This is a genomic window from Massilia sp. YIM B02763, assembly GCF_030412015.1.
Taxonomy (GTDB): domain Bacteria; phylum Pseudomonadota; class Gammaproteobacteria; order Burkholderiales; family Burkholderiaceae_D; genus Telluria.
This window is the reverse complement of record NZ_JASNRD010000003.1, coordinates 326504-353210: the sequence shown is the minus strand read 5'-3', so window position 1 is coordinate 353210 and position 26707 is coordinate 326504. Positions and strand designations below refer to the sequence as shown.

Annotated in this window: 28 protein-coding genes; 3 read left to right on the top strand and 25 right to left on the bottom strand. The window is 65.6% G+C overall.

The window, feature by feature from the left end; genetic code table 11:
* The first annotated feature begins 196 nt into the window (after positions 1–196).
* Both QPK32_RS07180 and QPK32_RS07175 read left to right on the top strand, forming a co-directional pair.
* A complete protein-coding gene (locus QPK32_RS07180; protein WP_290412093.1) occupies positions 197–436 on the top strand; it encodes a hypothetical protein in 240 nt (79 codons plus the stop codon).
* A 16-nt stretch (positions 437–452) separates the two neighbouring features.
* Positions 453–692 (top strand): hypothetical protein, encoded by a 240-nt coding sequence (locus QPK32_RS07175; protein ID WP_290412092.1) that lies wholly within the window; start codon positions 453–455, stop codon positions 690–692.
* Positions 693–776: 84 nt separating this feature from the next.
* On the opposite strand, the gene QPK32_RS07170 is transcribed toward QPK32_RS07175, so the two are convergent.
* From QPK32_RS07170 to rpsF, 7 genes are all read right to left on the bottom strand, one after another.
* The gene (locus QPK32_RS07170; RefSeq protein WP_290412091.1) at positions 777–1787 is read right to left on the bottom strand and encodes an inorganic phosphate transporter; all 1011 of its coding nucleotides are present in this window, start codon (positions 1785–1787) and stop codon (positions 777–779) included.
* Between the two features lie 21 nt (positions 1788–1808).
* Complete coding sequence (locus tag QPK32_RS07165; protein ID WP_290412090.1) at positions 1809–2435, bottom strand: DUF47 domain-containing protein; 627 nt, start codon at positions 2433–2435, stop codon at positions 1809–1811.
* An 85-nt stretch (positions 2436–2520) separates the two neighbouring features.
* Positions 2521–3906 (bottom strand): replicative DNA helicase, encoded by a 1386-nt coding sequence (locus tag QPK32_RS07160; RefSeq protein WP_290412089.1) that lies wholly within the window; start codon positions 3904–3906, stop codon positions 2521–2523.
* Positions 3907–4151: 245 nt separating this feature from the next.
* A complete protein-coding gene (gene rplI, locus QPK32_RS07155; RefSeq protein WP_290412088.1) occupies positions 4152–4604 on the bottom strand; it encodes a 50S ribosomal protein L9 in 453 nt (150 codons plus the stop codon).
* A 36-nt stretch (positions 4605–4640) separates the two neighbouring features.
* Positions 4641–4931, bottom strand: a complete 291-nt coding sequence (gene rpsR, locus QPK32_RS07150; RefSeq protein ID WP_036249492.1) for a 30S ribosomal protein S18 — start codon at positions 4929–4931, stop codon at positions 4641–4643.
* A 34-nt stretch (positions 4932–4965) separates the two neighbouring features.
* The gene (gene priB / locus QPK32_RS07145; RefSeq protein ID WP_290412087.1) at positions 4966–5256 is read right to left on the bottom strand and encodes a primosomal replication protein N; all 291 of its coding nucleotides are present in this window, start codon (positions 5254–5256) and stop codon (positions 4966–4968) included.
* Positions 5257–5280: 24 nt separating this feature from the next.
* The gene (gene rpsF / locus QPK32_RS07140; RefSeq protein WP_036232978.1) at positions 5281–5664 is read right to left on the bottom strand and encodes a 30S ribosomal protein S6; all 384 of its coding nucleotides are present in this window, start codon (positions 5662–5664) and stop codon (positions 5281–5283) included.
* A 327-nt stretch (positions 5665–5991) separates the two neighbouring features.
* On the opposite strand from rpsF, the gene lexA reads away from it, so the two are divergent.
* Positions 5992–6645, top strand: coding sequence for a transcriptional repressor LexA (gene lexA, locus QPK32_RS07135; RefSeq protein ID WP_290412086.1), 654 nt, complete (start codon positions 5992–5994; stop codon positions 6643–6645).
* Positions 6646–6804: 159 nt separating this feature from the next.
* On the opposite strand, the gene QPK32_RS07130 is transcribed toward lexA, so the two are convergent.
* The 18 genes from QPK32_RS07130 to leuC all read right to left on the bottom strand — a co-directional run bounded on the left by QPK32_RS07130 (position 6805) and on the right by leuC (position 26594).
* Positions 6805–7524: a tetratricopeptide repeat protein gene (locus tag QPK32_RS07130; protein ID WP_290412085.1), complete on the bottom strand. Its 720-nt coding sequence runs from the start codon at positions 7522–7524 to the stop codon at positions 6805–6807.
* Between the two features lie 123 nt (positions 7525–7647).
* A complete protein-coding gene (locus tag QPK32_RS07125; RefSeq protein WP_290412084.1) occupies positions 7648–8886 on the bottom strand; it encodes a cystathionine gamma-synthase family protein in 1239 nt (412 codons plus the stop codon).
* 47 nt (positions 8887–8933) lie between these two features.
* On the bottom strand, positions 8934–10457 hold the full coding sequence (gene purF, locus QPK32_RS07120; protein WP_290412083.1) for an amidophosphoribosyltransferase: 1524 nt from the start codon (positions 10455–10457) through the stop codon (positions 8934–8936).
* Between the two features lie 53 nt (positions 10458–10510).
* Positions 10511–10999, bottom strand: coding sequence for a CvpA family protein (locus QPK32_RS07115; protein ID WP_290412082.1), 489 nt, complete (start codon positions 10997–10999; stop codon positions 10511–10513).
* A gap of 36 nt (positions 11000–11035) precedes the next feature.
* The gene (locus tag QPK32_RS07110) at positions 11036–12070 is read right to left on the bottom strand and encodes an SPOR domain-containing protein (protein ID WP_290412081.1); all 1035 of its coding nucleotides are present in this window, start codon (positions 12068–12070) and stop codon (positions 11036–11038) included.
* An 11-nt stretch (positions 12071–12081) separates the two neighbouring features.
* Positions 12082–13380, bottom strand: a complete 1299-nt coding sequence (gene folC, locus QPK32_RS07105; protein WP_290412080.1) for a bifunctional tetrahydrofolate synthase/dihydrofolate synthase — start codon at positions 13378–13380, stop codon at positions 12082–12084.
* A 99-nt stretch (positions 13381–13479) separates the two neighbouring features.
* Positions 13480–14352: an acetyl-CoA carboxylase, carboxyltransferase subunit beta gene (accD, locus tag QPK32_RS07100; protein ID WP_290412079.1), complete on the bottom strand. Its 873-nt coding sequence runs from the start codon at positions 14350–14352 to the stop codon at positions 13480–13482.
* A 137-nt stretch (positions 14353–14489) separates the two neighbouring features.
* Positions 14490–14891: an ASCH domain-containing protein gene (locus tag QPK32_RS07095; RefSeq protein WP_290412078.1), complete on the bottom strand. Its 402-nt coding sequence runs from the start codon at positions 14889–14891 to the stop codon at positions 14490–14492.
* Between the two features lie 115 nt (positions 14892–15006).
* Complete coding sequence (gene trpA / locus QPK32_RS07090) at positions 15007–15807, bottom strand: tryptophan synthase subunit alpha (RefSeq protein ID WP_290412077.1); 801 nt, start codon at positions 15805–15807, stop codon at positions 15007–15009.
* A 39-nt stretch (positions 15808–15846) separates the two neighbouring features.
* Positions 15847–17103, bottom strand: a complete 1257-nt coding sequence (trpB, locus tag QPK32_RS07085) for a tryptophan synthase subunit beta (RefSeq protein ID WP_290412076.1) — start codon at positions 17101–17103, stop codon at positions 15847–15849.
* Positions 17075–17779: a phosphoribosylanthranilate isomerase gene (locus QPK32_RS07080; RefSeq protein WP_290412075.1), complete on the bottom strand. Its 705-nt coding sequence runs from the start codon at positions 17777–17779 to the stop codon at positions 17075–17077. Before QPK32_RS07080 ends, trpB begins: the two co-directional genes overlap by 29 nt.
* A gap of 165 nt (positions 17780–17944) precedes the next feature.
* Positions 17945–18745, bottom strand: a complete 801-nt coding sequence (truA, locus tag QPK32_RS07075) for a tRNA pseudouridine(38-40) synthase TruA (protein ID WP_290412074.1) — start codon at positions 18743–18745, stop codon at positions 17945–17947.
* A gap of 10 nt (positions 18746–18755) precedes the next feature.
* The gene (locus QPK32_RS07070; RefSeq protein ID WP_290412073.1) at positions 18756–21758 is read right to left on the bottom strand and encodes a FimV/HubP family polar landmark protein; all 3003 of its coding nucleotides are present in this window, start codon (positions 21756–21758) and stop codon (positions 18756–18758) included.
* 278 nt (positions 21759–22036) lie between these two features.
* On the bottom strand, positions 22037–23158 hold the full coding sequence (asd, locus tag QPK32_RS07065) for an aspartate-semialdehyde dehydrogenase (protein ID WP_290412072.1): 1122 nt from the start codon (positions 23156–23158) through the stop codon (positions 22037–22039).
* 66 nt (positions 23159–23224) lie between these two features.
* On the bottom strand, positions 23225–24298 hold the full coding sequence (gene leuB / locus QPK32_RS07060) for a 3-isopropylmalate dehydrogenase (RefSeq protein WP_290412071.1): 1074 nt from the start codon (positions 24296–24298) through the stop codon (positions 23225–23227).
* A 12-nt stretch (positions 24299–24310) separates the two neighbouring features.
* The gene (gene leuD / locus QPK32_RS07055; RefSeq protein WP_290412070.1) at positions 24311–24958 is read right to left on the bottom strand and encodes a 3-isopropylmalate dehydratase small subunit; all 648 of its coding nucleotides are present in this window, start codon (positions 24956–24958) and stop codon (positions 24311–24313) included.
* An 86-nt stretch (positions 24959–25044) separates the two neighbouring features.
* Entirely contained in the window at positions 25045–25167 is a 123-nt protein-coding gene (locus QPK32_RS07050; protein WP_290412069.1) for a lipoprotein, read from the bottom strand.
* Between the two features lie 26 nt (positions 25168–25193).
* Positions 25194–26594, bottom strand: coding sequence for a 3-isopropylmalate dehydratase large subunit (gene leuC / locus QPK32_RS07045; protein ID WP_290412068.1), 1401 nt, complete (start codon positions 26592–26594; stop codon positions 25194–25196).
* Between the last annotated feature and the right edge of the window lie 113 nt (positions 26595–26707).

Genomic DNA, 26707 nt, shown 5'->3' with positions numbered 1-26707 from the left:
AGGCAAACCTGTTGCCGTCAACGCCTGCGCTCCGCAAGGAGCGCAGGCTTTTTTACGCCTGTCGAACGGCCAGGCTGTTGCCTGGGCCGCGAAAATCTATGCTGCTGAGACAATTGGTGACAAAGGATGGGCGTTATATGCCTTATATTTGTTTTGATCTTTATCAAATGAAATCCAACTCCTGGGAGAAGTAGCAATGAAAGGTATTACCGTGGCCGCCATCGCCGGCGCCCTCCTGCTGTCCGCCTGCGCGAGCCCGTCCACCGACAACGCCGGCAACCAGCAGGCTTCGGCCGACCGCGGCGAACGCGCACTGGGTAGCCTGTTCCCTCAAAAGAACAAGAATCGCCCCGCCAATTCCAGCGAAGCCGACAAGCAGGACATGGAAAACGCCCGCACCATGAACGCGGGCACGAACAACTCGGGCTACAAATAACGTCAAGGAGCCACGCATGATGCGCTTTGCCTTTCTCTCGACCGTCCTGGCCGCCGCCGCGTTGAGCGGCTGCGCCAGCCCCTCGTCGGACAATGCCGGTGCCGGCCAGCAGGTGGCCGAGCGCGGCGAACGCACGCTGGGCACCCTGTTCCCGCAAAAGGACAAGAACCGTCCGATCAATTCGATCACGGCCAACACGCAGCAGATGGAAAACGAGCGCGTCATGCAGGCCGCGAATAATCCGTCCTTGAAGTAAACGGCGGCGAAGCGGGCACGGAGCAATAGACCATGAAAAAGGCCGGGAGACGATCCCGGCCTTTTGATTTGCTGCGTGCTGCGCTTACAGGATGTGCGTCCCGACCCACCAGGCGATCGCCGCCATGAAGGCCGACGCCGGGATGGTGAAGATCCACGCCCACACGATATTGCCCGCGACGCCCCAGCGCACGGCCGAGGCCTTCTGCGCCGAGCCCACGCCGACGATCGCGCCGGTGATGGTGTGGGTCGTGGAGACCGGCACGCCGATCGCGCTGGCCAGGAACAGCGTGATCGCGCCGCCCGATTCGGCGCAGAAGCCGCCGACCGGTTTCAGCTTGGTGATCTTCTGGCCCATGGTCTTGACGATGCGCCAGCCGCCGAACAGCGTGCCCATCGAGATCGCCGTGTAGCAGGAGATCACGACCCACAGCGGCGGCGCCGTATCGCTGGCCTGCGACACGCCGGCCACGATCAGGAGCATCCAGATGATGCCGATGGTTTTCTGGGCGTCGTTGCCGCCGTGGCCGAGGCTGTAGGCGGCGGCCGAGACCAGCTGCAGGCGGCGGAACCAGGTGTCGACCTTGCGCGGCGGGGTGCGGACGAAGATCCAGGACACGGCCAGCATCACGATCGAACCGAGCACGAAGCCCAGCAGCGGCGACAGGATGATCCACATGACGGTCTTCATCAGGCCGCCGCCGACCAGCGCGCCGGTGCCGCCCTTGGCCACGGCAGCGCCGACCAGGCCGCCGATCAGCGCGTGCGAGGACGAGGACGGGATACCGTAGTACCAGGTGATGATGTTCCAGATGATGGCGCCGACCAGCGCGCCAAAGACGACATAGTGGTCGACGATGTGCGGATCGACGGTCCCCTTGCCCACCGTCGCGGCCACGTGCAGGCCGACGGTGAAGATGGCGACGAAGTTGAAGACGGCCGACATGGCGACCGCGGTCTGGGGTTTCAGCACTCCCGTCGAGACCACCGTCGCGATTGCGTTGGCGGCGTCGTGGAAGCCGTTCATGAAGTCGAAGACCAGCGCTAAAAGGACGAGCAGGCCCAGCACATAGATGCTGATGTGAAGAGAATCCATCGTTATTATTGTTCTTGTATCTTAGGCGTTCTCGACGATGATGCCTTCGATGATGTTGGCAACGTCTTCGCAGCGGTCGGTGACGGTCTCGAGGATCTCGTAGATGGCCTTCATCTTGATCAGGTTGCGCACGTCCGGCTCGTCGCGGAACAGCTTGGACATGGCGGCGCGCATCACGTGGTCGGCGTCCGACTCCAGGCGGTCGATCTCTTCGCAGATGGCGACCATCTTCTGGGCGTTGTCCATATTGTGCAGCATGCCGACGGCCTGCTGGACCTTTTCGCAGCAGGCCAGGCACAGCTCGGCCAGGCGCTTGGCTTCCGGGGTCACGGCCTGCAGGTCGTACAGCGAGATCGTCTGCGCGGCGTCTTCCATCATGTCGAGGATGTCGTCCATGCGCGTGATCAGCTTGTGGATGTCGTCGCGGTCGAGCGGGGTAATGAAGGTCTTGTGCAGCAGGTCGACGGTGGCGTACGTGATCTTGTCCGCCTGTTTTTCGATGCTCTCCACGGCGTGGGTGCGGTTTTCCAGGTCATCGAAGTTGGTCATCAGGCCAACCATTTCGTGTGCACCCTTCACGCACAGCGCGGCGTGCTGGTTGAACAAATCAAAAAACTTGCCCTCCGTGGGCATGAGGCGTCCAAACATTGTAGTTCTCCGTTGTAGATCTCTTGGGACTTCTTGGAAAGGCCGCGGCGTCGGGCTCTTGACCTCGCCGCGGTCGTTATCGGTATTAATCGCCTTGGTAAATAGCGAGGTTACCGCTGTAGTTGCCGAACTTGGTGTACATGCCCATCCAGGTCAGGCGGATGGCGCCGATCGGGCCGTTACGCTGCTTGCCGATGATGATCTCGGCGGTGCCTTTGTCGGGCGAGTCCGGGTTGTAAACTTCGTCACGATACAGGAAGATGATGACGTCCGCATCCTGCTCGATAGCGCCCGATTCGCGCAAGTCGGACATCACGGGGCGTTTGTTCGGGCGTTGTTCCAGCGAGCGGTTCAGCTGGGACAGCGCGATCACGGGGCAGCCGAGTTCCTTGGCCAGGCCCTTCAGGCTTCGCGAAATCTCTGAAATCTCGGAGGCGCGGTTGTCGCCCGGCTTGGAACCCTGCATCAGCTGCAGGTAGTCGACGATGATGAGGCCGAGCTTGCCGCACTGGCGCGCCAGACGGCGCGCGCGGGCGCGCATCTCGATCGGGTTCAGCGCCGGCGTCTCGTCGATGAAGATCTGGGCGTCGTTCATCTTCTGGATCGCGTGCGTCAGGCGCGGCCAGTCCTCGTCGGTCAGCTTGCCGGTACGCAGGCGGTGCTGGTCGAGCTGGCCGATCGAGCCGAGCATACGCATGGCCAGCTGCACGCCGCCCATCTCCATCGAGAAGATCGCGACCGGCAGGCCGGCGTCGACGGCGACGTTCTCGCCGATGTTCACCGAGAACGCGGTCTTGCCCATCGACGGACGGCCGGCGACGATCACGAGGTCGCCCGGCTGCAGGCCGGAGGTCATCTTGTCGAGGTCGATGAAGCCGGTCGGCACGCCCGTGATCTCGCCCTGGTTGTCGCGGCTGTACAGTTCGTCGATGCGCTCGACCACCTGGGTCAGCAGCGGCTGCACGGGCAGCCAGCCCTGGGCGCCGCGGGCGCCCTGCTCGGCGATGGCGAAGATGCGCGATTCCGCTTCGTCGAGGATCTGCTTGACCTCGGCGCCCTGCGGGTTGAAAGCCTTGCCCGACACTTCGTCGGCGACGGTGATCAGCTGGCGCAGCACGCCACGATCGCGCACGATCTCGGCATAGCGGCGGATATTGGCGGCGGACGGCGTGTTCTGCGCCATCGCGTTCAGGTACTGGAGGCCGCCCACTTCCTCGGCCTTGCCGAGCTGGACGAGCGACTCGTAGACCGTGATCACATCGGCGGGCTTGCCGGCGTTGATCAGGCGGACCATCTGTTCGAAGATGATCCGGTGGTCGTAGCGGTAGAAATCTTCCGCATGCATGAAGTCGGCAATGCGGTCCCACGCCGCATTGTCGCGCAGCAGGCCGCCGATGACGGACTGTTCTGCTTCGATGGAATGCGGGGGAATGCGGAGCGACTCGATCTGCGGGTCTGCTGGGGAGTTCATGGCGGGCATTATACCCGTTCCCTATCGGCCGCTGAAATGATTGGTGAGTTTTAGAAGGTTTTTACGTGTTGTAAAAAAGAAAAAGCCGGGCGAACCCGGCTTTTTCATTCATTCTCTAAAAGAATGGAATCTTCGAGAAACCGTCGCGAGCGGCGGCAGATTTGATCGAGAAGCACAGCTGTACGAATAGTACAGCGAGCATCGCAGATCAAAGCTGCAACGCGCAGCAGGTTTATCGAAGGTTCTTAGGCTGCTTCGCCCACGACCGCGATGGTCACATCGACGACGACGTCGGTGTGCAGCGCGACGGCAACCGGGTGCTCGCCGGTGGTCTTCAGCGGACCGGTCGGCAGGCGCACTTGCGCCTTTTCGACGGCGAAACCTTGCTTGCTCAGGGCTTCGGCGATGTCGAAGTTGGTCACGGAACCGAACAGGCGGCCATCGACGCCGGCTTTCTGGGCGATGGTGATGGTCATGCCGTTCAGCTTGTCGCCCTGGCCTTGAGCGGCTGCCAGCTTCTCGGCAGCTGCCTTTTCCAGTTCGGCGCGCTTGACTTCGAATTCGGCGACGGCGGCTTGGGTAGCGCGGCGGGCCATTTTTTGCGGGATCAGGAAGTTACGTGCGTAACCGTCCTTGACCTTGACGACGTCGCCCAGGTTGCCGACGTTGACGACTTTTTCCAGCAGGATGACTTGCATATTATTCTCCAGGTTCTCTAGCTACACGGACCGCGATTAAGCGTTGTGCAGGTCGGTGTACGGCAGCAGGGCCAGGTAACGGGCACGCTTGATGGCGGTGTCCACTTGACGCTGGTAGTGCGCCTTGGTGCCGGTCAGGCGAGCCGGCATGATCTTGCCGTTTTCCTGGACGAAGTCCTTCAGGGTGTCGACGTCCTTGTAGTCAACCTGTTCCACGCCAGCGGCGGTGAAGCGGCAGAATTTCTTGCGCTTGAACAGCGGGTTCTGCTGTTTGCGCTTCAGTTTTTCTTTAGCTTTGTTTTTGTCGAACTTTTTACCGAATGCCATTTTTGGCTCCTGTATCTAAAAACGTGCCGATGAATTAGGCGGCACTGAAATCAATGATGTGAAACACCAGCGTCTTGCTGTGACGGCTTTTCCTGGCCAGGAACCCGGTGAAGCGGTACATCGCGCCCAGTTCGGCATTGGCGAATCGTCCGGAAATCTCGCCCGCGGCCAGCGCGGGAATCTCGAACTCGACTTGCCGGGCAATCCGCGCTTCGGTCTGGGTCGAACCGTGTTGCAACAGTCCGCCGACGATGGGAATGCCTGCCGGGGTATAGCGCAGGATGTCGCGTTCCAGGATGCTTGCGACCAGCGACAGCTCGTTCACTGCAGGGTGGTGCTCCCGCGCGTCTTAGGCGGCGGCGGCCGGAGCGGCGGCCTGCTCGGCGCGGTGGCTCTTGGCTGCGTCTTCGCGCTGGACCGACTTCATCATCGGCGACGGTGCGGTTTCGGCCTTCTTCATCTTCACGGTCAGGTGACGCAGCACGGCATCATTGAACTTGAATGCGGTTTCCAGCTCGACCAGGGTCTCGTTGTCGCACTCGATGTTCATGCAGATGTAGTGTGCCTTCGGCAGCTTCTGGATCTGGTAAGCCATTTGACGACGGCCCCAATCTTCGACGCGGTGGATGTTGCCGCCGCGCGAGGTGACCGTGGTCTTGTAGCGTTCGATCATCGCCGGGACCTGTTCGCTCTGGTCCGGGTGGACGATAAACACGATTTCATAATGACGCATGAAACACTCCTTAAGGACGTTTAAACAAATGCCCACCTCGGCGTCAAGACGAGTGTGGGAAGGGGAAAGCCCAACATTATAACAGCAAGAACGTCAAGACCTCAATCGCTTTGTCGCCGGCGCCGCCCTGCCCACGTGCACGCTCCCGCGGCGCCGGCGCAAAAAAAGCGCGTTTCCCTCTTGCGCCCGACGCAATACTGTACAAAAATACAGTCTGCTCTCATACCGGCAATGGGTGGCGCTTCGGGGTACACCTTCGGGTCACACCTTCATGCGCATTTGCGCCCGCGCCTCACATTGCGTTTTTCGTACCAACCAGACAAAACCATGCTTAAGCTCACCGCACGGCAAGAACAGATCCTCAACCTGATCAAGGAAGCGATCGACAATACCGGTTTCCCGCCGACCCGCGCCGAAATCGCCCAGGAGCTTGGCTTCCGTTCGGCCAACGCGGCCGAAGAACACTTGCAAGCCCTGGCGCGCAAGGGCGCCATCGAAATCTCGCCGGGCACCTCGCGCGGCATCCGCCTGGTCGGCGCGGCCGCGCCGGCCGCGGCACCGGCCAAGATCGACGTGCCGTTCATCCCGCCGTCGCTGATGTCGCTGCCGCTGGTCGGCCGGGTGGCCGCCGGTTCGCCGATCCTGGCCCAGGAGCACGTCGAGGCGACCTACTCCGTCGACCCGGCCATGTTCTCCGCCAAGCCCGACTTCCTGCTGAAGGTCAAGGGCTGGTCGATGCGCGACGCCGGCATCTGCGACGGCGACTACCTGGCCGTCAAGAAGATCGACAGCGCCAAGAACGGCCAGATCGTGGTGGCCCGCATCGGCGAGGAAGTCACCGTCAAGCGCTACCGCAAGACGGGCAGCACCATCGAACTGCTGCCGGAAAACCCGGACTTCTCCGTCATCACCGTCGATCCGCAGAACGATGAGTTCGCGCTGGAAGGCCTGGCCGTCGGCCTGATGCGGTCCTGGCACTGATCGACTGCCGCCAGTTTCTGGCGGCGTGAATACGTCGCCCCGGCGCAGGCCGGGGCCCAATGTTTACGCGTTTCGACAGCGCAAAGAAATTGGGCCCCGGCCTGCGCCGGGGCGACGGTTTTTCGGCCAACGATGTCGTGCGACTGGTCGCCGCGCCGATCAGTTCTTCGCCTCCGGCGGCGGTGCGTTCTTGACCATCTCGTTGTGCTCGGCCACATAGGCCTCGGTGGCATTGCGCCACGCCGTGAAATCGGCCACGACCATCTTGCCGCTGACCTGCGTGTCTTCCGACACGCGCTCGCCCACTTCCTTCAGGTGCGCCGTGGCGCGCTCCATCTCGTCCTTGGTCAAGAGCTTGGAAATATCGTCGGGAATGCGCTTGGTCAGGGGCAGCTCGCCGTTCAGGTAGGTGACGAAACGGTTGTGGCAATCCTGCCAGGTTTTCATCCTCGCGCTGTAGCGGTCGATCTCCTCGTTCACCTTGGACATGGCCGGGAAGCGCGGCGCCGGGCAGCGGTAGTCGCCCGTGCGCAGGTCCGAACCGTCGTATTTCGCGACCCAGTAGTCGATGTCCGCGCGGCGCGCCTTGCGCTGCTTGATCAGCTCCAGCGACGCGGCGGCCACGGCATTGCCGCGCGACGCCGCCTTGGCGAACCATTCGGTGGCCTTCTCCATGTCGACGGCCCCCGCCTCGCCATAGAAATACATCTCGCCCAGATGCTGCTGGGCCGTCACGTTGCCGGCATTGGCCAGCTTCGTGTATTTCTGCAGCGCCTCGGGGTAGGCTTTCTTGGCGAACAAGGCGTCGGCGTCGGCCAGTTCGTCGGCGAGGGCGGCGCTGCTGCACAGGAGTGCGGCACAGAACAGGAAGGTCTTCATCTCGTTTTCTGGGAGAAATGGCAGTGCCGAGATCATAACCTCGGCACCGCCCTTCCTCAACCGCCGGGGCTGCCCTGCCCGGCATCTTTACGCCGCTTTACCACGCGGCCGGCGCGCAGGCGCTCAGGCGTCCAGCGCTTCGCCGAAATCGGCCAGCAGGTCGGCCGTGTCCTCGATGCCCACCGATACGCGGATCAGCGATTCGGCAATGCCCATGCTGGCGCGGCGCTCGGCGCCCATCTCGAAGAAGATCGTGTGCGCGACGGGGATGACCAGGGTGCGGGTGTCGCCCAGGTTGCTGGCCGGGATCGCGATCTTCAAACGGTTCAGGTAGTCGAAGCAGTCGATGCCGTCCTTCAGCTCGAACGAGAACAGCGAGCCGTGCGCGCGGAACAGCGTGCTCGACAAGGCATGCTGCGGGTGCGACGGCAGGCCCGGGTAGTGCACGGCCGCCACGCGCGGATCCGCTTCCAGCATCCGCGCCAGCGCCAGCGCATTGGCGCAGGTGCGTTCCATGCGCAGGGCCAGCGTCTCGGCGCCGACGGCGATGTGGTGGGCCGCTTCCGGCGCCAGCGACGCGCCGAAGTCGCGCAGCGATTTCGCGCGCAGCTGGGCCATGCCCTGGGCTGCCGCCGGCTGCTTGCGGAAGTTGTCGGCGATGTTCGGATACGTGCTCCAGTCGAACAGGCCCGTATCGGTCAGTGCGCCGCCCAGCGCCATGCCATGGCCGCCGATCGACTTGGTCAGCGAATTGACGACGAGGCCCGCGCCCACCGCCTTCGGGCGGAACAGCCAGGGCGTCGTCATCGTGTTGTCGACCACGTACAGGATGCCGCGCGCGCGGCACAGCTCGCCGATGCGGGCCAGGTCGGCGATCTGCGTGCGCGGGTTGGCGATGGTCTCGACGAACACGAAGCGGGTATTCGGCTTCAGGGCCGCTTCGACGTTGGCGACGTCGGTCGCGTCGACGAAGGACACGTCGGTGCCCTGCCCCGCCACCGTGTTCCACAGGCTGTTGGTGTTACCGAACAGGAAGGACGAGGACACGACGTGGTCGCCGTCGCGCAGCAGCGCCTGCGCCAGCGCGCCGATCGCCGCCATGCCGGTGGCGAAGCACAGCGTGGCGACGCCGCCTTCCATCTTGCTGATCTTGTCTTCCAGCGCCGCCACGGTCGGGTTGCCCTGGCGGCCGTAGCGGAAGCCCGGCTCCTTGCCCTGGAAGACGGACGCCAGCTGGCGCGCGTCCGTGTAGCCGAAGGCGACCGAGGTGTGGATGGGCTTGTGCAGCGAATTCTGCTCGATCGACTTGCGGCGGTCGTTGTGCAGGATGGTGGTCGTGAAACCGGTTTGTTTGGTGCTCATGTTCTGGATGCTACAAAATGAAAAGGGCGCCAGCGGCGCCCAGGAACTTATTCGGCGGCGACGGCTGGATTCAGGTTCAGCTGCGTGCGCACGATATCGTCCGACGATTTACCGGAGGACTGGTGGCGGTGGTTCTCCAGCTTGTCCAGGTAGGCCGGGGTGATGTCGCCCGTGATGTAGACGCCGTCGAAGCACGAGGCTTCGACGCTCGTCAGCGCCGGGTTGACGTCCATGATCGACTTCTTCAGCGCGTCCAGGTCCTGGTACACCAGGCGGTCCGCGGTGATCTCGCGGCAGACTTCCTCGACGGTGCGGCCGTGGGCGATCAGCTCGTCGCGGGTCGGCATGTCGATGCCGTACACGTTCGGGTACAGCACCGGCGGCGCGGCCGAAGCGAAGAACACCTTGTTGGCGCCCGATTCGCGCGCCATCTGCACGATCTCGCGGCTGGTGGTGCCGCGCACGATCGAGTCGTCGACCAGCAGCACGTTCTTGCCCTTGAACTCGGACGGGATCGCGTTCAGCTTCTGGCGCACCGACTTCTTGCGCATCGCCTGGCCCGGCATGATGAAGGTGCGGCCGACGTAGCGGTTCTTGATGAAGCCTTCGCGGTATTCGACGCCGAGCTTCAGCGCCAGCTGGATGGCGGCCGGGCGCGAGGAGTCCGGGATCGGCATGACGACGTCGATCTCATCGACCGGGATCTCCTTGCGGATCTTGTCGGCCAGGTATTCGCCCATCTTGAGGCGGGTGGCGTAGACGGAGGCGCCGTCGATGACGGAGTCCGGACGGGCCAGGTACACGTATTCGAACGCGCACGGGTTCAGCGACGGATTCTCGGCGCACTGGCGCGAGTGCAGGCGGCTCTCGCTATCGACCCAGATGGCCTCGCCCGGCGCGATGTCGCGCACGAAGCGGAAGCCCAGGCCTTCCAGCGCGACGGATTCGCTGGCGACCAGGTACTCGGGGCCGTTCGGGGTCTCGTTGATGCCCAGGCACAGCGGACGGATGCCGAACGGATCGCGGAAGGCCAGCAGGCCATGGCCGGCGATCTGGGCGATGACGGCGTAGGCGCCGCGCACGCGGCGGTGCACGTTGGCGACGGCCTTGAACACGGCTTCGCCATCCAGCGAATAGCCGTCGGCGGCCGTCTGGATCTCGTGGGCCAGCACGTTCAGCAGCACTTCCGAGTCGGAACCCGTGTTGACGTGACGGCGGTCGATGCGGAACAGCTCGTCCTTCAGCTGTTCCTGGTTGGTCAGGTTGCCGTTGTGGGCCAGCGTGATGCCGAACGGGGCATTCACGTAGAACGGCTGCGCTTCCTCTTCGCTCGAGGAGCCGGCGGTCGGATAGCGGCAATGGCCGATGCCGGAATTGCCCATCAGCGAACGCATGTTACGGGTGCGGAACACGTCGCGCACCAGGCCGTTGGCCTTGTACATCGAGAACATGCTGCTGTGATTGGTTGCAATGCCCGCCGCATCCTGACCGCGATGCTGCAACAGCAACAAAGCATCATATAACAGCTGGTTGACGGGGGCTTGCGAGACGACGCCGACGATGCCACACATGGTGTGCTCCTAAACTAGACAAAGGAATTGCTAAAGCGATACAGCTGGAACAGCTAATACTGCACGTGCTGCGCGAAGGCAGCAGGCAAGAAAGGCTTGACCGTGCGCGCCCCCGTTTCCGCCATGGGAGAGAGCAGCGCGTTTTTCCAGAAATCCTGCTGGGGAATCGATGTCATCCCACACAATATGACGCCGGCCAACACGATTACAATGCCCCTGCCCAGTCCGAACAAGCCACCCAGGCCGCGGTCCGCCAGCGACAGGCCGGAAGCCTCGATCAGCGCGCCGATGGCCAGCGAGAGCAGGCCCATCAATACGCGCACGCCGAGAAACAGTGCAATGAAGGCAACGATCAGGCGCAAGGCCTCGCCCGGAACCACGGATGGTAGCATGGGCGCCAGCTTCGCGCCGAATGCGTTGGCGACGACGAAGGCCGCGATCCAGCCCACCAGCGACAGGATTTCCTTGACCAGGCCGCGCATCGTGCTGATGACGACCGACGAGACGAGGATGAACAGGACGATGTAGTCGAAGATCGTCACGGCGCTCTGCGTTCGGCTTCGCTGCGTTATCCGGCATCAGACCGGGGTGATTGCGCCGGACATGCCGATGCGGCCCAGCTTGGCGCGGACTTTTTCCGCCTCGTCGCGGCTGAACGGGCCGACGCGCACGCGGATCAGCTCACCCGACGACGTCGTCGTCTTCTGGGTGTACGAGCTGATGCCGGCCTCGCGCAGCTTGCCCTGCACCTCGGCGGCCTTGTCGGCGCTGGCGGTGGCGATCACCTGCACGACGACCTTCTGGCCGGCGGCGTCGGCCCTGTCCTTGTCGGCAGGCTTGTCGGCAGGCTTGCCTTCCAGGATCGCCATGGCGCGGGCGCTGTCGCCTTCGGGCTTGGCCGCGGGCTTGACGGGTTTTTCCTCGGCGGCCTTCTGCTTCGCCAGCTTCTCGGCACGTTCGTGCTCGGCCTTGGCGGCGCGCTCGGCACGCTCGCGGTCCGCGCGTTCGCGCTCGGCGCGTTCGTGGGCGATGCGTTCCTTTTCCGCGCGTTCCCGTTCGAGGCGTTCGCGCTCGGCCGCGCGGGTGTCCACTTTCGGCTCCGGCTTGGGTTCGAGCCTGGTTTCGGGCTTGGCCTCGGCCTTCGGCAGCGCAGGCTGCGCCGGCTCGGCCTTGGGCGCGGCGGCGACGGCGGCGGGCTTGCCGGCCGGCTTGGCGCCCTCGGCCGGGACGACTTCCTCGTCCTGGTCGACGCTGTCCTCGGCGGCCACGGTCTTGTCGGCGCTGGGCACCGGCAGCGGCGCCGCCTTGTCCTTGGCCGGGATCTGGATCGCGATGTCGCCGGCCAGCGGCTTGGGCTCGGAATCGAGCAGCATCGGCAGGCCTACCGCGGCGGCCAGCGCCAGCGCGATGGCGCCGACGAGGCGGCGGCGGGCGCGTTTCTTCTCCGGCAGCAGCGGGTCGTTGCCGGGACGGCGGGTCGCGCCGCCGCCCGCGTTGCTGGCGCGCTTGGCGCGGGCACGCGCGCCGGCAGCGGCATCGTCGTCCTTGCTGTAGAAGCGGCCGCTGTCTTCGGCAAGGCGGTCCTGCTTGCTTTTACGGGAGAACAAGCCCATGCGATCTCAGGTCAATGAAGAGAATTTTTACGGGCCGCCATCACGCCGGCCACGGTATAGAACGAACCAAAGACCACTATTCTATCATCCTGCCCGGCCCGGCTAGTTGCATCTGCGAACGCCGTTGCGGGATCGGCGAAGGTCGTCACCGAAAATTCGTCCGGCTTGGCGCCGGCCGGCTTCTTCGCCGCCAGCAGCGCGGCCAGTTCCTCGACGTCCGCCGAACGGGGCGACGGCAGCGCCGCCACGCACCAGTGGTCGACATATGGCGCCATGTGCGACACGACGGCCTCGATGTCCTTGTCCTGCATGATGCCGAAGACCGCGTAGGTGAAGCGGTGGAAGCCCATATTGCCCAGGTTCTGGGCCAGCGTGGCGGCCGCGTGAGGATTGTGGGCCACGTCCAGCACGGTGGTCGGGCGGCCCGGCAGCACCTGGAAGCGGCCCGGCAGCTCGACGAGCGCGAGGCCCGTGCGCACTTCCTGGGCGCCGACGGGCAGCTGCAGGCGCAGCGCTTCCAGCGCGGCCAGCGCGGCCGAGGCGTTGAGCAGCTGGTTGGCGCCGCGCAGCGCCGGATAGGCCAGCGAATTGCGGCGCTGGTTGCGGCCGCCATAGGCCCATTGCTGCTTGTCGCCCTGGTAGTTGAAGTCGCGGCCGATCAGCCACAGGTCGGCGCCGATCTGTTCCGCATGGTCGATCAGCGATTGCGGCGGCTGCGGGTCGCTGCAGATCGCCGGCTTGCCCGGGCGGAAGATGCCGGCCTTCTCGAAGCCGATCTCCTCGCGCGTGTCGCCCAGGTAGTCCTTGTGGTCGATGTCGATGCTGGTGACGATGGAGACGTCGGCATCGATCACGTTCACCGCGTCGAGGCGTCCGCCCAGGCCCACTTCCAGGATCGCGACGTCGATCTCGGACGTCGACAGCAGGCGCATGATGGCCAGCGTCGTGAACTCGAAATAGGTCAGGTCGATGTCGCCGCGCTGCGCTTCCACCTCGTTGAACGCGGCGATCAGGGCCGCGTCGGACGCCATTTCGCCGTTCAGGCGGGCGCGCTCGTTGAAGTCGAGGAAGTGCGGCTTGATGTACAGGCCGACGCGGTAGCCGCCGTGCAGCAGCATCGATTCCAGCATCGCGCAGGTGGAACCCTTGCCGTTGGTGCCGGCGACCATGATGACGGGACAGGAAAACGCCAGTTGCATGCGTTCCTTGACGGCGCGCACGCGGTCCAGGCCCATGTCGATATGGGTTTCGGCGTGGCGCGACTCGAGCAGCGCCAGCCAGTCGGGCAAGGTGGTGGGGAGAGTTTGCATGGGGGTATCCGGATGGTGCCTGTGTGGCTGAACGTGCGGCTGAACAAGCGCGAACGGCCGGCACCTCTTGCAAGGCGCCGGCCGCGTCGGGTCGAACGATCAGGCGATGACGTCGGCCGGCTGGCTTTGCAGCAGGGCCAGCAGGCGGGCGATTTCCTCGCGCATCTTGCGGCGGTCGACGATCATGTCGATGGCGCCCTTCTGCACCAGGAACTCGGCGCGCTGGAAGCCTTCCGGCAGCTTTTCGCGCACGGTGTTCTCGATCACGCGCGGGCCGGCGAAGCCGATCAGGGCTTTCGGCTCGGCCATCACGACGTCGCCCATGAAGGCGAACGAGGCGGACACGCCGCCCATCGTCGGGTCGGTCAGCACGCTGATGAACGGCAGTTTTTTCTCCGACAGCTTGGTCAGCATCGCCGTGGTCTTGGCCATCTGCATCAGCGACAACAGGCCTTCCTGCATGCGCGCGCCGCCGGTGGCGGTGATGCAGATGAACGGCACTTTCTGCTCCAGGGCGACCTGGGCGCCGCGGGCGAAGCGCTCGCCGACGACGGAACCCATGGAACCGCCCATGAACTCGAACTCGAAGCAGGCGACGACGACCGGCAGGCTCATGATCGAACCGCCCTGCACGATCAGCGCATCGGTCTCGCCGGTGGCATCCATGGCCGACTTCAGGCGGTCAGGATATTTCTTGCTGTCTTTGAACTTCAGCGTATCGACCGGCAGCGCATCCTGGCCGATCTCGTAGCGGCCACCTTCGTCCAGCAACGCATCGAGGCGGTCGCGGGCGCGGATGCGCATATGGTGGCTGCATTTCGGGCAGACGTGCAGGTTCGACTCGAGGTCCGTGCGGTACAGGACCGACTCGCACGACGGGCACTTGACCCACAGGCCCTCGGGCATGGTCTGTTTTTTGGCGGCATCGGAGCGCTGGATCCGTGGGGGCAGCAGTTTTTCCAACCAACTCATGTGTTCTCCTTTGCGGCAAATCTGAATTTGGCGGTAGTGTAGCCGGTCGGAATGCTCTTGTCGAATGCTTGCTCTAATGTCCAGCCGGATTCAATTGCCTGTTCGGCAAGCTTGCAAAACGGCTCAGCAAGCGGGTTTTACCCTTGTTCGACCATGGCGGCCTCGACGAGTTCGAAGTGCAGCGCGACGAATTCGACGTCGTCATGCAGGTCGTATTGCGGCATGCAGGCGACGTGGCACTCTTGAAAAGCGCGGGCGCTGTCGAAGCCTTCACCGCGCCATACCGCCTCGGGAATGGCGCCGAAGCGGATGACCTCGACCTTCGTCGCGCGGATCGTGCCGCGCCGCCGGCCGCGCGGGTCCAGGATGTCGATCAGCTCGCCAGCCGCGTAGCCGCCCTCGCCCAGTTCGCCGTAGCCGCGGTAGTAATCCTCGACGAGGTCGGCGGTGACGGTCTTGCGGCCGGCGAGGACGGCGCGCACGAGGCTGTCGTCGTCGGCGTCGGCGGACCAGAAGGTCAGGCGTTTGCGTACGTTCATTGCGACAATCTACCCGAAGTTGTCGGCAATGCAAATGAAAACCGGGGCACGCGGCCCCGGTCACGGCACGGCGGTCGCGTTGCCACGACCCGCCTGAAACGTCGGGTTTTTTCGTTCAGCGCGCGTCCAGCGCCGTCCGGATACCGGCCACGAAGGCGCGCACCGCCGCCGGCCCCTGCTCCTTCGGCGTGTTCTCCAGTTCCTGGATGATGCGGCTGCCGATGACGACGGCGTCGGCGACTTGGGCCACCGATTTGGCCGTGGCCGCGTCGCGGATGCCGAAGCCCACGCCGATCGGCAGCTTGACGTGTTCTCGGATGGCGGCCACGCGGCGCGCGACGTCGGCCGTGTCGATGCCGCCGGCGCCCGTCACGCCCTTGAGCGAGACGTAGTAGGAGAAGCCGCTGCCGTGGCGTGCCACCTGCTGGATGCGCTGCGCCGTCGAGGTCGGCGCCAGCAGGAAGATCAGGTCGAGGTCGTTCTCCTTCATCTCGGCCGCGAATTCCTCGCACTCTTCCGGCGGATAGTCGACGACGATGGCGCCGTCGGCGCCCGCTTCCTTCGCCTGGCGGATGAATTCCGACGGGCCCATGCGCTCGATGGGGTTGGCGTAGCCCATCAGGACGATGGGCGTGTGCCGGTTCTTTTCGCGGAAGGCGCGGACGTAGCCGAGCACGTCCTTCATGCCGATGCCGAAGGCCAGCGCGCGTTCGCAGGCGCGCTGGATGACGGGGCCTTCGGCCATCGGGTCGGAGAACGGGATGCCGAGTTCGAGGACGTCGGCGCCGCCCTCGACGAGGGCGTGCAGCAGGGGGACGGTCAGTTCCGGCCCGGGGTCGCCGGCCGTGATGAAGGTGACGAGGCCGGTTTTGCCCTGTTCCTTCAGGGCGTCGAAAGTCTGTGCGATGCGGGACATGCTTTTTCCTTTTTTAAATTGTGGGAGACGGAGCGCGGATCAACCGAAGTCGAGTCCGGCCCGTTGCGCCACGGTGTGCATGTCCTTGTCGCCGCGGCCCGACAAATTGACCAGGATGATCTGGTCGGCCGGCAGCGTCGGCGCCAGCTTGGCCGCGTAGGCGATCGCGTGCGAGGATTCCAGCGCCGGGATGATGCCTTCGATGCGGCAGCAGTCGTGGAAGGCGGCCAGCGCCTCGTCGTCCGTGATCGACACGTACTCGGCGCGCTTGCTGTCCTTCAGCCAGGCGTGCTCGGGGCCCACGCCCGGATAGTCCAGGCCCGCCGAGACGGAATGCGTCTCGATGATCTGGCCGTTGTCGTCCTGCAGCAGGTAGGTGCGGTTGCCGTGCAGGACGCCGGGGAAGCCGGCCGTCAGCGAGGCCGCGTGCTTGCCGGAGTCCAGGCCCTCGCCCGCCGCCTCGACGCCCACGAGCTTGACGCCCGGCTCGTCGATGTACGGGTAGAAGATGCCCATCGCGTTGGAGCCGCCGCCGATGCAGGCGACCACATAGTCCGGCTGGCGGCCCGTCATGGCGGGCATCTGCACGCGGCATTCCTCGCCGATGACGGACTGGAAGTCGCGCACCATCATCGGGTACGGGTGCGGACCCGCCACGGTGCCGATGATGTAGAAGGTGTTCTCGATGTTCGTGACCCAGTCGCGCATCGCCTCGTTGAGCGCGTCCTTGAGCGTCTTCGAGCCCGATTCGACGGGGACGACGGTCGCGCCCAAGAGCTTCATGCGGTAGACGTTCTGGGCCTGGCGCTTGACGTCCTCGGCGCCCATGTAGATCACGCATTCGAGGCCGAAGCGCGCGCAGATGGTCGCGGTGGCCACGCCATGCTGGCCGGCGCCCGTCTCGGCGATGATGCGCGGCTTGCCCATGCGGCGGGCCAGCAGCGCCTGGCCGATCACGTTGTTGATCTTGTGCGCGCCCGTGTGGTTCAGGTCTTCGCGCTTGAAGTAGATCTGCGCGCCCAGGTCGCCCGAGGCGCCCTGCTGCGACCAGCGCTTGGCGTGGTAGACGGGAGACGGACGGCCGACGAAGTGGGCCAGTTCGTAGCGGAACTCTTCCAGGAAGGCGGGATCCTGGCTGTAGCGCGCGTACGCGTCGTTCAGTTCGGCCAGCGCGTGGCTGAGCGTCTCGGCGACGAAGCTGCCGCCGTAGGGGCCGAAGTGGCCGGACGCGTCCGGCAATTGGTAGTCGGAAGTCTTGAACAGCGCTTCAGCGCCGGTGTTCGATGGGGTCTTCATGGTGTGCTCGGCTTTCAAACGTGACGTCGGCGGCCCGCACCGCATCGACGAACGCGTCGATCAGGCGGGCATCCTTGATCCCCTTGCTCGCCTCGACACCGCTACTGATGTCGACCGCGAAGGGGCGTACCAGCGCTACCGCGCCAGTCACGTTGTGTACGCTCAAGCCACCACTCAAAACGACCCGAGGCGCGAGCTCTTTTGGAATAAGAGACCAATCGAAGACCTTTCCTGCGCCGCCGTAGGCATCGACCCAGGTATCGAGCAACAGGCCCGAGCACCAGGGAGAAGCGGCGCGGTATTGAGCTTCCGATTCTATCAAATCGGCGGCCGTCGTGTCAGGCTTTACCCGATAGGCCCGTACGAACGGCCGCTGCACGGCCGCGGCGATGGCGGCGCACTCCTGCGGCGTCTCGTCGCCGTGGAACTGCAGCAACGCGACGGGGCCGGCCGCGACGACGGCCCGGACCTCGTCCACGGACGCGTTGACGAACAAGGCGGTCGCGCTCACGAACGGCGGCAGGTGGCGGGACAATTCGGCGAAGCGCTGCGGCGCGACGTAGCGCGGGCTCTTCGGGTAGAACACGAAGCCGAGCGCGTCGGCGCCGGCGGCCACGGCGGCCTGCAGGTCCTGTTCGCGGGTGATGCCGCAGATCTTGATACGGGTACGTTGCATGGGAAATCCACTAACGTCGTCCCCGCGCAGGCGGGGACCCAATGTTGCTTGCGCAGCGGCAGCGCTCAAAAACTGGGTCCCTGCCTTCGCAGGGACGACGTGCTCAAGCCGACGAAAAAAGAGGTTTGACGATTCGTAGGGTGGGCATCACATGCCCACCAAGCGTCAAAGCCAGGGCAGCGGCGGCGCCGGTTCCTGCGGCAGCCCCCACTTCGCATCATAATCGATCGCGGCGAGGTACAGCCCGTCCGGCATGAAGGTCGGGGCCGCCGCGTCGCGCGAACGGGCGGCCAGCACCTCGGCCATCCAGCCCGGCTCGTTGCGTCCGGTGCCGACGTAGATCAGCGAGCCGACGATGTTGCGCACCATGTGGTGGAGAAAGGCGCTGGCGCGCACGGTGAACACGATGATGTCGCCCATCCGCTCGATCTTGATCTGCTGCATGTCCTTGATGGGCGAATTGGCCTGGCAGCCGGAGGCGCGGAAGCTCGTGAAGTCGTGCGTGCCGATCAGGTGCGCCGCCGCTTCGCGCATGCGCTCGACGTCGAGCGGGCGGAACACCCAGCCGGCGCGGCCCGCCAGCAGCGCCGACGGATTCGCGTGGTTGTACAGCACGTAGTGGTAGGTGCGCGAGCGCGCCGAGAAGCGCGCGTGGAATTGCTCGCGTTCCGGCGCGGGCGCCAGCGCATGGGCCCAGCGCACGACGATCGAATCGGGCAGGAAGGCGTTGGTGCCGCGCACCCAGGACTGCGGCGCGCGTTCGAGGTCCGTGTCGAAGTGGATCACCTGCTCGATCGCGTGCACGCCGGCGTCGGTGCGGCCGGCGCAGGTCGTGTGCAGGGGCACGCAGGCGAATCGCTCGAGGGCGATCTCGAGCTGGTCCTGGACCGTGTCGCGCGAGGGTTGTTTCTGGTATCCGTTCCAGGCGGTGCCCACATACTGGACACCCATTGCAATACGTGTCAAATCCGATGCCTCATCCCAGCGAAGCGCGCAATGCATTGGCGCGGTCCACCTGTTCGTCGCTGCCGCCGCGGATGACTTCCTCGAGCAGCTCGCGCGCGCCTTCCTTGTCGCCGATCTCCTGGTAGGCGATGGCCAGGTCCAGCTTCGTTTCCATTTCCATGTGCATGGCCGACAGCGCGCCGTCCCCACCCTCGCCGCCCGACAGGTTGTGCACTTCCGGCAGCGGCAGCGTGCCCTCGCCCGGCAGGTCGAGGTCCAGCGTGGACAGGTCGACGCTCGGCGCGACCTTGTCGCTTTCCGCGTAGCCGGCGGCGGCCGGCGCCGGGGTGGCGGTCGGCAGCGCTTCCGGATGCTCGCTCGGCAGGTGCGACAGGTCGAACAATGGGTCGTCCAGCGCCGGCGACGGGTTCGATGCCAGCGTCGAGGCCGGCTCCTCGGCACGGTCGAATGCCAGCGGGGTGTCCAGCGCGGTGTCCACCGCAGTGTCTACATGCGGTGCCGCCTGGGCCTTGGCCGGCATCTCTTCCAGGCCGAAGTCCATCGTGTCGAGGTCGAACAGCGGATCGTCCTGTTCCATGGCGGCCGCCTGCTCGGGGGCGGCCGGACGCGCCTCGGTGGGCAGCTCGGGCAGGTCGAATTCGCGCGCCAGGTCGGCCATGTCGATGTCGTTGCGCGCGGCCGGCGCGGGGGTCGGCGGCTCGGCGGCCCGTCCTTCGCCACGCGGGGCGTCGAAGTCCATGTCGAAGGCGAAGTCGAGCGGATCCTCGGCCGGGTGCTTCCCGGCCGCACGCTCGGCCGCGTTGTCGGCGGCGCTTTCGGCCGACCCAGCAGCCTGCGCAGCTGCGGGCGCTGCCGGCGCGAAGTCGCTCATGTCGAAATCGAGGTCGTTCGGGTCGATCTTGTGCTCCGGCGCGGGCGGTGTCGCCGGCTCGAAGGACATGCCGCCCAGGTCGAAGTCGAGCGCATTGTCGTCCTCCTGCCGAGCGGCTTGCTGGTTGGCCGGCGCATTGGTCACCGGTTCCGGCGCCGGCTGGGCGGTCGCCATGGCGTCGGCGAAGTGCTCGTCGAAGCTCATCGGCGCGCGCGCGGGCGGATCTTCCGCGACCGGGGCGCCGTAGGCGTCGTCCAGCGCCTTCGAGAGCAGCGCCTGCTGGCCCAGCTCTTCGCCGCTCGCGCTTGCACCGACACCGGCGCCAGCGGCGGCGGCGGCGCTGTTCGCGTACAGCGGATTGAGCGGATCGATGGACAGGCCCAGCGCGGCGGCCTGCGCCCATTCGTCGCCATGGCCGTGGGTCATGCCGTACAGCTCGCCGGCCTGGGCTTCGAAGGCGCGCGTGTCCTTGCGCGCGGCATAGATCTCGAGCAGCTTCAGGCGTACCGGCATGCGTTCCGGATGGGTGCGCAGCGCTTCCTTGAGGATTTCCTCGGCCTGGGCGTCGCGGCCGTAGGCGATATAGACGTCGGCTTCCGCCACCGGGTCGACCTCGTTGGTGTCGAGCTGGCTGGCGGACGGCGCGAAGCTGGAGTTGAACACGCTGTTGTTGGTGTCCACGCTCTGGCCGCCGCTTTCGGCGAACAGCGAATGCGACGGCTCCGGCGGCATGCCCAGGACCGACGTGTCGCTGACCGCCTTGGCCTTGTCGTCCTTCTTCTTGCGGCGCTGGGCGACCAACAGGCCGGCCAGCAGCAGCGCGGCCGCGCCGCCGCCCACCAGCGACAGGTTGTCCATGATGAAATCGAACACGCCCGGTTCCGCCGGCGCCGCCGGCTTGGCGGCGGGCTTGATCGGCGGGAGCTTCTTCGGCGCCGCGGCCGGCGCGGGCTCGGTCTTGGCCAGAACGGCATCTGGCGCCTGAGCGGGCTTGGCGGCGTTCTGCGCCGCCTCGGCGCCGCTCTTGCTCTTCACGGTCGCCAGCTTTTCCAGGTCGCCCACGTTGCGCTCGAGCTCCTGGACGCGCTTCTGCGCGTCGGCCAGCGCCTTTTCCTTGGCGATGCGGTCTTCGGTGCCGGCGGTGCTGCCCGCCGCATCCGTGGCGGCCGGGGTGTCGGTGCCGGCCTTGGACAGGCGCAGCTTGTCCTGCGATTCGTTGACGGCGGTCGGACGCTCCTCGACCTTGGCCGTGACGCGGCCGCCCGCGCTCTGGCCCGCCGGCGGCGCCTTGACGGCTTCGGAGGCCCCGACCTGCCCGGCCAGCTTGTTGCGGTAGGCGTTGAAGTCGGCCGCGTGGGCGACGACCACGCCGCGCGCCTCGGACGGGCTGGTCGCGCGCACCGCGTCGGCCTCGGGCACGGCGAGGATGCGGCCCGACTTCAGGCGGTTCATGTTGTTGCCGATGAAGGCGTCCGGGTTGGCGCGGTACAGCGCCACCAGCATCATGTCCAGCGACACGTCGGCCGGTTTCAGCTCGGTCGCGATGCCGCCCAGCGTGTCGCCGCGCTTGACGCGGTACTCCGCCGCCTGGCCGCTGTCGCGCGCCGGCGCGGGCGCGCCGCTGCGGTCGGGGCGGCTCGGGCGTTCGGCCGCCGGGGTCCGGGCCGGGGCAGTGGCCGGGGCGGCCGCAGGGGCCGTTTCCGCGCGCGGGCGCGCCGCCTCGTTCGCGGCCACCTGGGCCGGCTGGGTCGCGCGCAGTTCGGCCGGGTCGAGCAGGAAGGTGTACTCGCGCACCAGGCGGCCGTTATTCCAAGTCAGCTCCAGCAGCATGTCGACGAAGGGCTCGTTCAGCGGCTGGGTCGAGCTGACGCGGATGAACTGGCGCCCGCCGCGCTGCTCGACGGCGAAGCGCAGCGACAGCAGGGCCGGATTGAATTCGATGTTCGCGCTGCGGAAGGCGTCGGGCGACGCCAGCTTCGCCACCAGGCCCGACGCTTCCTCCGGCGACACCGACGTCAGTTCGATCTCGGCACGCAGCGGCTGGCCCAGGGCGGACAGCACGGTGAGTTTGCCCAGGCCGGCCGCATGGGCCGCCGACGTCAGGACGAGCGCACTGGCGACCGCCGCGGTGAGCTTCTTCAACGCGGACGACTTCATCGGGAGACGGTGAGTGACAGGCATAGATTCGGGACAGAATGGGTTGACGGGGGCCGAAGCAGCCCGGAGGTCTCGGCAACATATCATCATGCACTGTGGCATGCAAGTTCTACAGGGGGAAACACCGGGGATTGCTCAGTTCCGCGGACCGCCTGTTCCACGAAATGATGTTTTTTTGGTGATTCGATGTCGCTTCCACATCAAGCGATGTCGAAATGAAAAAGGCGGCCAGCGGCCGCCCTCCTCCTGCAGCGAGCGAACGCTTACTTGTCCAGCACGATGCGCAGCATGCGGCGCAGCGGCTCGGCGGCGCCCCACAGCAGCTGGTCGCCGACCGTGAAGGCCGAGATGTATTCCGGACCCATCGACATCTTGCGCACGCGACCCACCGGGATCGTCAGCGTGCCGGTGACGGCGGCCGGCGTCAGGTCGCGCACCGACGCTTCGCGCGTGTTCGGCACGAACTTCACCCACTGGTTGTCGTTGGCGATGATGTCGTTGATCTCGTCCAGCGGCACGTCCTTCTTGAGCTTGATGGTCAGCGCCTGCGAATGGCAGCGCATCGCACCGATGCGCACGCACAGGCCGTCGACGGGGATCACCGCGCCCGAACCGTGGCGGCCCAGGATCTTGTTGGTCTCGGCGCCGCCCTTCCACTCTTCCTTCGACTGGCCGTTGCCCAGGTCCTTGTCGATCCAGGGAATCAGGTTGCCGGCCAGCGGCACGCCGAACTGCTTCGTTTCCTCGGCGGACAGGCCGTGCTGGGTCGCCAGCACGCCGCGGTCGATGTCGAGGATGGCCGATGCCGGATCGTCCAGCAGCGGCTTGACGGCCGCGTTGATGGTGCCGAACTGGGTCAGCAGTTCGCGCATGTGCTGGGCGCCGCCGCCCGATGCGGCCTGGTAGGTCATCGAGGTCATCCAGTCGACCAGGTCGTGCTTGAACAGGCCGCCCAGGCCCATCAGCATGCACGACACGGTGCAGTTGCCGCCGATGTAGTTCTTCACGCCGCTGCTGAGCGCGTTCTTGATCACGTCGCTGTTGACGGGGTCGAGCACGATGACGGCGTCGTCGTTCATGCGCAGCGTCGACGCGGCGTCGATCCAGTAGCCGCTCCAGCCGGCGGCGCGCAGCTTCGGGTACACGTCGGTCGTGTAGTCGCCGCCCTGGCAGGAGATGATGATCTCGCACTTGGACAGTTCGGCGATGTCGGTGGCGCTTTTCAGCCTGGTCTCGTTCTTGGCCATCTTCGGGGCGTCGCCGCCCGGGTTCGACGTCGTGAAGAACACCGGCTCGATATGGGCGAAATCGCCCTCGTCCTGCATGCGCTGCATCAGGACCGAACCTACCATGCCGCGCCAACCAACCAGACCTACTAATTTCATCTCTTTTCCTTGGGTTTATCGTCGTTTTCCGCGTGGACGCGAACGTCCACGGATCATTATTAACGGCTATCGCGCCAATGCGTTGACCACCGCATCGCCCATCTCTTCGGTGCCGACGCGGGTCGTGCCTTCCTCGAAGATGTCCGGCGTGCGCAGTCCCTGCGCCAGCACGGCTTTCACCGCGTTCTCGATGCGGTCCGCCTGCTCGGTCTTGCCGAGCGAGAAGCGCAGCATCATCGCGGCGGACAGGATGGTCGCCAGCGGATTGGCGACGCCCTTGCCCGCAATGTCCGGCGCCGAACCGTGCGACGGTTCGTACAGGCCCTTGTTGTTCGCGTCGAGCGAGGCCGACGGCAGCATGCCGATCGAACCGGTCAGCATGGCCGCCGCATCCGACAGGATATCGCCGAACATATTCCCCGTCACTATCACGTCGAATTTTTTCGGCGCGCGCACCAGCTGCATCGCGGCATTGTCGACGTACATGTGTTCGAGCGCGACGTCCTGGTATTCCTTGTGCACGTCGGTGACGATGTCGCGCCAGAACTGGAACGTCTCCAGCACATTGGCCTTGTCGACGCTGGTCACGCGCTTGTCGCGCTTCCTCGCCGCCTGGAAGGCCACGTGGGCGATGCGGCGGATCTCGCCTTCCGCGTAGCGCATCGTGTCGAAGCCTTCGCGCTGGCCCGCGAACGGGCCGTCCGGGCAGGTGCGCACGCCGCGCGGCTTGCCGAAATAGATGTCGCCCGTCAGTTCGCGGATGATCAGGATGTCCAGGCCCGACACCACGTCGGCTTTCAGCGTCGAGGCGCCGGCCAGTTCCGGATACAGGATCGCGGGACGCAGGTTGGCGAACAGGCCCAATTCCTTGCGCAGGCCGAGGATCGCCTGTTCCGGCCGCAGCGCGCGCTCGAGATTGTCGTACTGGTAGTCGCCGACGGCGCCGAACAGCACGGCGTCGGCCGCTTTCGCCAGCGCCAGCGTGGCCGGCGGCAGCGGGTGGCCGTGGGCGGCGTAGCCGGCGCCGCCCACGTCGGCGCTCTCCAGCTCGAACCGCTCATCGAGCGCGTTCAAGACCTTGACGGCTTGCGCCGTGATTTCCGGGCCGATGCCGTCGCCCGGCAGGATCGCAATCTTCATGCTCTTGCTCTTTTAAATGGTGTTGGCGAGCCAGGGCTGGCTGCGCAGGTGGCGTTCCTCGAAGGCGCGGATCTCGTCGGCGTGGCGCAGCGTCAGGCCGATGTCGTCCAGGCCGTTGAGCAGGCAGTATTTGCGGAACGCGTCGATCTGGAACTCGAACACCAGGCTGCCGCTCGAGGTGCCGATGGTCTGGCGCTCCAGGTCCACCACCAGCTTGTAGCCGGCAAACGCCTTGACTTCATTGAACAGCTGGTCGACCTGGTTTTCCGACAGGACGATGGGCAGCAGGCCGCCCTTGAAGCAGTTGTTGAAGAAGATGTCGGCGAAGCTCGGCGCGACGATGGCGCGAAAGCCGAACTGCTGCAGCGCCCACGGCGCGTGCTCGCGCGAGGAGCCGCAGCCGAAGTTCTTGCGCGCCAGCAGGATCGATGCACCCTGGTAGCGCGGCTGGTTCAGCACGAAGTCCGGATTGACGGGCCGCTTGCTGTTGTCCATGCCCGGTTCGCCATGGTCCAGGTAGCGCCATTCGTCGAACAGGTTGGGGCCGAAGCCGGTGCGGCGGATCGACTTGAGGAACTGCTTCGGGATGATGGCGTCGGTATCGACGTTGGCGCGATCCAGCGGCGCCACCAGCCCTTCGTGTACGGTGAATTTGTCCATGATGTTTTCTGCCGCAGGGGTCGGAGCCCGGTGTTGCTTCTCAAGGGCTCCGACCCCGGAGTTCGCGGCGTATGCCTATCGAACTGTTATTTGCCGCCAGCGCCGGTGATGACCTGGCCCACTTTCTGCACGTCGCGGCCCATGCCCGAGATGGTGTTGCAGCCGCTGACCACGAAGGCGATGAGTGCGAGGGTGATGACTTTCTTCATGCTGTGTTTACCTAGTTTTCTTTTGATCAGAGACCACGCACGTCGACGAAGTGGCCGGCAATGCCCGCTGCCGCGGCCATGGCCGGCGAGACCAGGTGCGTGCGGCCGCCCTGCCCCTGGCGTCCTTCGAAGTTGCGGTTCGAGGTCGAGGCGCAGCGCTCGCCCGGCTCCAGCCGGTCGGCGTTCATCGCCAGGCACATCGAGCAGCCCGGCTCGCGCCATTCGAAGCCGGCGGCCTTGAAGATCTTGTCCAGGCCTTCGCGCTCGGCCTGTTCCTTGACGAGGCCGGAGCCCGGCACCACCATGGCCAGCTTCACGTTCGAGGCGCGCTGGCGGCCGCGCACGACGGCGGCGGCGGCGCGCAGGTCCTCGATGCGCGAATTGGTGCAGGAACCGATGAACACCTTGTCGATGGGGATGTCTTCCATCGCCGTGTTCGGCTCCAGGTCCATGTAGACGAGCGCCTTTTCCATCGCGTCGCGCTTGACCGGATCCTTTTCGTGGTCGGGATCGGGCACGCGGCCGTCGATCGTCGTCACCTGCTCGGGCGAGGTGCCCCAGGTGACCTGCGGGCGGATCTCGGCCGCGTCGAGCAGCACGACCATGTCGAACTTCGCGCCCGGGTCCGAGTGCAGCGTGCGCCAGTAGGCGACGGCGTGGTCCCAGTGCGGGCCGGCGGGGGCGAACGGACGGCCCTTCACGTAGTCGATCGTGGTGTCGTCGACGGCGACCATGCCGGCGCGCGCGCCCGCCTCGATCGCCATGTTGCAGACGGTCATGCGGCCTTCCATCGACAGCGCGCGGATCGCCGAGCCGGCGAATTCGATCGCGTAGCCGGTGCCGCCGGCCGTGCCGATCTTGCCGATCACGGCCAGCACGATGTCCTTGGCGGTGACGCCGGCCGGCAGCTGGCCGTCGACCTGCACCAGCATCGATTTCGATTTCTTGGCCAGCAGCGTCTGCGTGGCCAGCACATGCTCGACTTCCGAGGTGCCGATGCCGTGCGCCAGGCAGCCGAAGGCGCCGTGGGTCGAGGTGTGCGAGTCGCCGCACACGACCGTCATGCCGGGCAGCGTGGCGCCCTGCTCGGGGCCGATCACGTGGACGATGCCCTGGCGCTTGTCGTTCATGTCGAAGTACGTCAGCCCGAACGCCTTGGTATTGGCGTCCAGCGTCTCGACCTGCAGGCGCGAGGTCGGGTCGGCGATGCCGTGCGAGCGGTCGGTGGTCGGGACGTTGTGGTCTGCTACGGCAAGGTTGGCGGACGTGCGCCATAGCGGGCGGCCCGCCACGCGCAGGCCTTCGAAGGCTTGCGGGCTGGTCACTTCATGGACCAGGTGACGGTCGATATACAGCACGGTGGTGCCATCTGCATCGGCACGCACGACATGCGAATCCCAGAGTTTGTCGTAGAGCGTTTTTAACATGGTAAGTCCATTGGAACGACCGCTACATGCGGGCTTGGTCTTTGATTATGCCATAGTTGTGCAATGCGGCAGAAGGCCGCCGTCGGCACGATTATGCCAATTCGCGAATTCCT